Consider the following 4616-nt stretch of genomic DNA (forward strand, 5'->3'; position numbering starts at 1 on the left):
GGGTGTGAACATGCCAAGATCGGCGGTCAGTGTGTTGTTGGAACCGGTCAGATCGGCAGAGCCGCCGATGGTTTCCTTCATCACCGGGTTGATCACCTCCAACACCATTTCCGATGCGGCGCGGGTGGCGAGTTTCGGCAGAGTTTCCACCGCTTGCTTTTTCAACGCGCGGACCACGGCGGCAAGCTTCGCGGGGGCTTCCGTTTTGAAAATGCGGTGGAATTCGGCCTTGCGATTGTCGGAAAGCTCCGCAAACCGGGCTTCCCATTCCTTGCGCGCGTCCAGACCACGGGCGCCGATTGCCTCCCACGCTGATTTGATCTCCTTCGGGATTTCAAAGGCGGGGTAGGGCCAGCCGTAAACCTTTTTCGTGTCTGCAATCAGGTCAGGCGAGGTCAGCGCGCCATGGCCTTTGGAGGTGTCCTGCGCTGAAGATCCAAGCGCGATATGGGTTTTACAGGCAATCATCGCCGGGCGCGGGCTGGCCTTGGCCGCCGTGATCGCGCGATCAATATCATCGGGATCGTGGCCGTCACAATCGAACACGTCCCAGCCGGATGCCGCGAAACGGGCTTTTTGGTCGGTGATATCGGCCAGCGACACCTTGCCGTCAATGGTGATGCCGTTATGGTCCCACAGCAGGATCAGGCGGGAAAGTGCCTGTTTGCCGGCCAGCGCCAGCGCCTCCTGGCTGATGCCTTCCATCAGGCAGCCGTCGCCTGCCATCACATAGGTATGGTGGTCGATGATCTTCGCACCCCAATGCGCGCGCAGCGATTCCTCGGCAATGGCGAAACCTACCGAATTGCCGACACCCTGACCCAAGGGGCCGGTGGTGGTTTCAATTCCGGTGGCATGGCCATATTCCGGATGGCCTGCGGTGATCGAACCCCATTGGCGGAAATTCTTGATCTGCGCCAGCGTCATATCGGCGTAGCCTGTCAGATACAGCAGGGAATACAGCAGCATCGAGCCATGACCCGCCGACAGGATGAAACGGTCACGATCCGGCCAATGCGGGGCGGATGCGGCAAATTTCAGATGCTTTTCAAACAGAACCGTTGCGACATCCGCCATCCCCATTGGCATTCCGGAGTGACCTGAGTTTGCGGCGGCAACAGCATCCAGCGTCAGTGTGCGGATGGCGCAGGCTTTCATCCAGTGATCGGGGTGTTTGGCGCGCAGGCTTGAAATATCCACAGCATTGATCCTTCATCATGGCGAGGTCAGGTGGCGAAATGGGCAAATGCCTGAGCCTGCGGTTTTGTCATGCGCGACAACCGGCGGGGCTGGCCCCTTCTGGCCCCTTGTCGCAGCGTTCATTTGCTGCATATCAGCCTTGTCGGCAAGATCAAGTATGTCTGGCAAAGGCTTGATCCCAAAGGGGGGACAATTCATTTAATCTTTCGGATATGATCCGGGAAATTGCCGCCGCTTGTGATTCGCTGTTACAAAATAGATGTGACATTCGGGGGGCAAGCCGCGTAACCTGAACCGACGGGGCCGGGGTGCGGTCATGGGAAAAGACTTTGAGAGTAGAGACAAAGGGGCATTGGCATGAGTGACCAAAGCAATATCGCCGAACTGGAACGACGCATCACCACGGCGCTTGCCCGGATCGGGGCAGGGCTGGACCGGCTGGATTCCGCAGAGCCGCAGGTTGTGGAACCTGCCACCGCAGTGGCAGCGCCCGAGGGTGATGACATCGCAACGCTCCAGGCAGAGTTTGACGGGTTGACCAGTGATCTTGCGGCGGAAAAGGCGCGCAATGCCCAGATGGCGGAGCGCTTGCGTATCGCAAGCCGGGATGCCGGACGGGAGCGAGAGCCGCAATCACAAAGCCAGTTGGAAGCGAAGGTTGAAAAGATGACGCAACAGTTGGATGTGCAGGGGCTGGAATTGCAGCGTATGCGCAAATCCACGATTCAGTTGCGCGAAAACCTGCGCGTGCTGCATGAGGCGGCGCGCGAAAGCATGGTAGAACCGCAGATGATCAACAAGGCGATGATGGCGGAGCTTGAGAGCCTGCGCGCGACCCGCCATACCGAGACCGCCGAAATGGATGAAATTCTGGCCGAGTTGAAGCCACTGATCGAGGAGGCTCATGCCCATGGCTGAACTGGAAATCACCATCGGGGGCCGTAACTTCATGGTTGCCTGCCAAGAAGGCGAAGACCATTTCCTGCGCACTGCGGCTGCGATGCTCGACACCGAAGCCCAGCCCCTTGTCACCCAAATGGGCCGTTTGCCGGAAGCGCGGATGTTGCTTATGGCGGGGCTGATGCTGGCAGATCGCACTGCGTCAGTCGAGGATCAGTTGCGGGTGCTGAAAGCGCGGGTGCAGGAATTGGAAAGCCAACCGGCACCCGAACCGCAGCGAATTGAAATCCCGGTGATTCCACCGCAAATCCCCGAAACACTGGCGGAAATCGCGGCGCGGGCAGAGGCTTTGGCCGATCGGGTGGATGAGGTGGCAAGCCGATGATCCGCGGTCTGATCGCTTTGACGCTGCTCTCCTTGCCGTTGCCTGCGCGGGCGTCGCTGGAGATCAGCACATACTACTACACTTGCGAACGCGGGGTTGGCGTCCCCGCCACCTATATCAATGAGACATCCAACGATCCCGATGCGGGTTCTGCGGTGATTCTGATGGTGGAAAACCGGCAGATTACGCTTTGGTCCGTGCCAAGCGCATCAGGCGCGCGCTATGGCTGGCCATCGGACGGATCGCATTATATCTGGTGGACGAAGGGCGAAGAAGCAACGCTTTACTGGCATGAAGCGGGGGTGGGAGAGGATCAGCCGCTCCTCACCCATTGCGCGCTTGGAGCGCAGACGGAGTGATTGGGTGCGTAGGGTGGGTGATTAGCCCACCATTGCAATGCATTACAGCATGACTTTCACGCGTTGGTTTCACGGATCTTGTCGGCGGCTTCCTTGCTGAACGCGACGCCTTTGGCGGCGAACATCTCGTCCAATTCGCCATTCAGCGTCATTTCCGTGATGATATCACAGCCGCCGACGAATTCACCTTTGACATAAAGCTGCGGGATCGTCGGCCAATCGGAGAAATCCTTGATGCCTTGGCGAATGTCGGCATCCGCCAGCACATTCACATCGGCGAAATCAACGCCCATGAAATTCAGCACCCCGGCCACGCGGGATGAAAACCCACATTGCGGCGCCATTTTGGTGCCTTTCATGAACAAAACCACATCGTTCTTGCTGATCGTGTCTTGAATTATTGCTTTAGCGTCCGTCATTTTGCGATCCTTCATTTCCGCATCTGCCAGCGACCGAATTTCCAGCGCCGCCGATTGTCGCAGATATTTGTTTCAAAACGTCCCCGATGTCTTTGCCCCGGAACAAACTTCCCGACAGGGCCAAGATGCCTTGCATCTCAGTCCGGCGCTTTCGTGGTCAACCCAAGCGCGTGCAATTCGCCCTGCGCGCCGTCCATCTTGCCGTTCAACGCCTTCATCACGGCACGTTGCTGCTGCACACGGTTCAAGCCGCGAAAACTCTCATCGATCACTTCAGCCGAGAAATGCGCGCCATCGTCCCCGGCGACATTGATTTTTGCGTGGGGAAAACTCTCGCGGATCAGGGCTTCGATGTCTTGTGCGGTGATCGGCATGGCGGCATCCTGTCTCAATTCTTTCACCCAATGTATGGCGCAGCTTACCCCAGCGCAAGGTCAGGCAATGGCCGCCGCGAAGGCGGACCGGTACAGCGCGGAAAGTTCCGCCAGCGGTGCGGATGCGGTGCCGAAGCTGACATTGGAACCGCCGAACTGCCCGATCTGCCTGACTTTGACACCGGCCTTTTCACCCGCCGCGATCAGTTTGGCCGCATCGGCGACATCGCAGGCGACAAGGTAGCGCGCCTGATCCTCGCCAAAGAGTTTCCCGATGTCGCTCGGTTCGAGCCAGACGCCGATCCGTGCGGCTTCCGCCATCTCGAACGCCGCCAGCGCCAGACCGCCATCGCTGAGATCGGTCGCCGCCCGGACGAAACCCCGGTTCGCCCGCAGAAACTCACCATGTTTGCGTTCGGCTTTCAGATCGACGGGCGGCGCGTCGCCGGTTTCCATCCCGAACGCCTCCGCCAACAGCGCGGATTGCCCCAGATGGCCGCGCGTTTCCCCGATCACCAGCGCCATGTCACCCGCGGACGGCAGGCCCGAGATCAATTCCTCCGCATCGGCCAAAAGCCCGACTGCGCCGATGGTCGGCGTCGGCAGGATCCCGGTGCCATCGGTTTCATTGTAAAGCGAGACGTTGCCGGAGACGATGGGCATGTCCAGCGCCGCAACCGCCGCGCCGATCCCTTTGATCGCCCCGACGAACTGGCCCATGATTTCGGGCTTTTCGGGGTTGCCGAAATTAAGATTATCGGTCGTTGCCAATGGTTTAGCACCAACAGCGCAGAGGTTGCGATAGGCCTCTGCCACCGCCTGTTTGCCGCCTTCGAACGGGTTGGCCTTGACGTAGCGCGGCGTCACATCCGAGGTGAAGGCCAGCAGTTTCGGCGTACCATGCACCCGCACCACCCCTGCGCCAAGGCCGGGACTGCGCACCGTATCGGCCATGACCATGCTGTCATATTGTTCATAG

At 59.3% G+C, this 4616-nt stretch carries 6 protein-coding genes and 1 pseudogene; 3 read left to right on the forward strand and 4 right to left on the reverse strand.

What is annotated here, in order from left to right; genetic code table 11:
• Positions 1-1200 (reverse strand): annotated as a pseudogene (locus L0H65_RS14915) (transketolase); the annotation flags it as partial.
• 357 nt (positions 1201-1557) lie between these two features.
• Between L0H65_RS14915 and L0H65_RS14920 the strand changes: the two are divergent.
• From L0H65_RS14920 to L0H65_RS14930, 3 genes are read left to right on the forward strand one after another with little or no spacing between them, the layout of a single operon-like run.
• The gene (locus tag L0H65_RS14920) at positions 1558-2118 is read left to right on the forward strand and encodes a hypothetical protein (protein ID WP_301459836.1); all 561 of its coding nucleotides are present in this window, start codon (positions 1558-1560) and stop codon (positions 2116-2118) included.
• The gene (locus tag L0H65_RS14925; protein ID WP_301459837.1) at positions 2111-2485 is read left to right on the forward strand and encodes a cell division protein ZapA; all 375 of its coding nucleotides are present in this window, start codon (positions 2111-2113) and stop codon (positions 2483-2485) included. Before L0H65_RS14920 ends, L0H65_RS14925 begins: the two co-directional genes overlap by 8 nt.
• On the forward strand, positions 2482-2844 hold the full coding sequence (locus L0H65_RS14930) for an MliC family protein (protein WP_301459838.1): 363 nt from the start codon (positions 2482-2484) through the stop codon (positions 2842-2844). The genes L0H65_RS14925 and L0H65_RS14930 overlap by 4 nt, the downstream gene beginning before the upstream one ends.
• 56 nt (positions 2845-2900) lie before the next feature.
• Here L0H65_RS14930 and grxD read toward each other — a convergent pair whose 3' ends face one another.
• The 3 genes from grxD to L0H65_RS14945 all read right to left on the reverse strand — a co-directional run.
• Positions 2901-3263: a Grx4 family monothiol glutaredoxin gene (gene grxD, locus L0H65_RS14935; RefSeq protein ID WP_301459839.1), complete on the reverse strand. Its 363-nt coding sequence runs from the start codon at positions 3261-3263 to the stop codon at positions 2901-2903.
• Between the two features lie 137 nt (positions 3264-3400).
• Entirely contained in the window at positions 3401-3637 is a 237-nt protein-coding gene (locus L0H65_RS14940; RefSeq protein ID WP_301459840.1) for a BolA/IbaG family iron-sulfur metabolism protein, read from the reverse strand.
• A 60-nt stretch (positions 3638-3697) separates the two neighbouring features.
• On the reverse strand, positions 3698-4616 hold a 919-nt coding region (locus L0H65_RS14945; RefSeq protein WP_301459841.1), incomplete at its 5' end, for an AIR synthase related protein.

The sequence above is a fragment of the Pseudorhodobacter sp. genome (genome assembly GCF_030452865.1).
In the GTDB taxonomy this organism is placed as follows: domain Bacteria; phylum Pseudomonadota; class Alphaproteobacteria; order Rhodobacterales; family Rhodobacteraceae; genus Pseudorhodobacter.